Source organism: Halomonas sp. 141 (assembly GCF_002810305.1).
In the GTDB taxonomy this organism is placed as follows: Bacteria; Pseudomonadota; Gammaproteobacteria; order Pseudomonadales; family Halomonadaceae; genus Vreelandella; species Vreelandella stevensii.
In genome coordinates this window covers 1-794 of the sequence record NZ_PINZ01000128.1, presented here as the reverse complement: position 1 = coordinate 794, position 794 = coordinate 1, and the positions used below count along the sequence as shown (strand labels likewise).

1 pseudogene is annotated in these 794 nt (G+C 57.1%); it reads right to left on the bottom strand.

What is annotated here, in order from left to right:
- Positions 1-677 (bottom strand): annotated as a pseudogene (locus CWI66_RS17660) (IS5 family transposase); the annotation flags it as partial.
- Between the last annotated feature and the right edge of the window lie 117 nt (positions 678-794).

Genomic DNA, 794 nt, shown 5'->3' with positions numbered 1-794 from the left:
AAGGTTGAGTAGCGACTGGTAGTTTCTCGCCAGTCGCTCATAGCGTGTTGCCAGCCGCCTGAACTGCTTGATTTTCTGGAAGAACCTTTCTACCAGGTTGCGATCCTTGTAACAGTGCCAATCTATCTCGGGGCATTCCAAGCGATTCTTTCTCGGCGGAATCACCGGCTCGGCGCCCACCGCTCGAATGATGTCCCTCAAAGCGGTGGAATCATACCCCTTGTCGCCAAGCACCGCCGCTGGAGAAAAGCCCGCCAGTAACGCTGGGGCGGCTCCGTACTCAGACGCTTGGCCCGGTGTGAGGATTAGCCGTACCGGGTTGCCGAGGGCATCGACCGCCGCGTGGATCTTGGTGCTCAATCCCCCACGCGATTTCCCCATGGCTTCGGTGCTCTGAGCCGTTTTTTTGCCGCCCCATGCTGATGAACTTTGACGATACTGCCATCTATCATCAGCTGCTCCATGTCGGGATCATCGGCTAATGTGTCGATAACCTGCTGCCAGACCCCCTTCTTAGACCACCGGTTATAGCGCATGTAGACAGTGTGCCAGCGACCGAAGGCGTCGGGCAGATCACGCCAGGGAGCGCCTGTCCGGGCGATCCACAGGACGGCTTCCACGAACAAGCGATTGTCCTTGGCCGTCACCCCGCGATCTGAAGCTTTGCCGGGGAGCATGTGCTCGATGCGCTCCCATTGGTCATCACGTAGCATTAGCCGAGGCATAGATCACCGAAAAATGCTGATATTCTAAATCAGCCCGATCTCCATCAGCAATTGTTAACGCACCCTAGG